This window comes from Streptomyces sp. NPDC091376 (assembly GCF_044757085.1).
GTDB lineage: Bacteria > Actinomycetota > Actinomycetes > Streptomycetales > Streptomycetaceae > Streptomyces > Streptomyces pratisoli.
On sequence record NZ_JBIVUF010000076.1, the window covers coordinates 1 to 1,178 of the forward strand.

The window sequence follows — 1,178 nt, forward strand, 5'->3', positions numbered from 1 at the left end:
ACAGAGCGCGAGTACGGCAGCGGGACTGCTGCTGGCAGGCCGGTACCGGCTGACCGAGACCATCGGCCGGGGCGGCATGGGCAAGGTCTGGCGCGCCCAGGACGAAGTCCTGCACAGAACCGTCGCCGTCAAGGAACTCACCGCCGGTCTGTACGTGTCCGAGGCGGACCGTACGGTGCTGCACGCGCGCACCCAGAAGGAAGCCCGCGCGGCAGCCCGTATCAGCCACCCCAACGTCGTGACCGTCCATGACGTCCTGGAGCACGACGGCCGGCCGTGGATCGTGATGCAGTACGTCGACGGGCCGTCACTCGCCGACGCGGCCAAGGAGTCGGGCCGTATCCCGCCGGCCGAGGCCGCCCGCATCGGTCTGCACGTCCTCGGCGCACTGCGCGCCGCGCACGCCGCCGGAGTGCTGCACCGCGACGTGAAGCCGGGCAATGTGCTGCTCGCCTCCGACCGACGGGTCCTGCTCACCGACTTCGGCATCGCCGCGATCGAGGGCGACTCGACCATCACCAGGACCGGTGAACTGGTCGGCTCGATCGACTACCTGGCCCCCGAGCGGGTACGCGGCGGCGACCCGGGGCCCGCCTCCGACCTGTGGTCCCTGGGCGCCACGCTCTACACCGCGGTGGAGGGGACCTCGCCCTTCCGCCGTACGTCACCGCTGTCCACGATGCAGGCCGTGGTGACCGAGGAGCCGCCGCCCGCCGAGCACGCGGGACCGCTCGGGCCGGTCATCACCGCGCTGCTGCGCAAGGAGCCCGGGCTGCGCCCGCCGGCCGACGAGGCCGAGCGGATGCTGCTGGAGGCGATGGAGGGCCGCCGCCCCAAGTCGGCGCAGGAGTACGTCCCGACACGGTCCGTGGACGCCGAGGAGCGGCGCGCGGCGACGGCGGTGCTCGCCGGGCCGCACGTACCGGACGGGCACGCACACCCGTCCACCGCGGCGGTGCCGGTGCGGAAACGTTCCGGTCGTTGGCGCAGGACGCTGCTCGTCGTCGCACTGGCGGCGGTCGTCGGAGGCGGGGCGGGATTCCTGGCACTGCGCTACGCGGACGACGGCGGCCAGGGCAAGGAGGACCCCGGTTCGTCCACCGTGTCCGGCGCGTCGGGCGGCAAGACGACACCATCGGCCGAGGAGGACGGATGGGTGCGGGTCGACGACCCCGCCG

The 1,178-nt window shown here is 73.5% G+C and carries 1 protein-coding gene; it reads left to right on the forward strand.

Features of this window, described 5'->3' with window-relative positions:
• Positions 1 to 1,178 (forward strand): serine/threonine-protein kinase (locus ACIQMR_RS38405; RefSeq protein WP_401397809.1); only part of this gene is annotated, 1,178 nt, incomplete at both ends.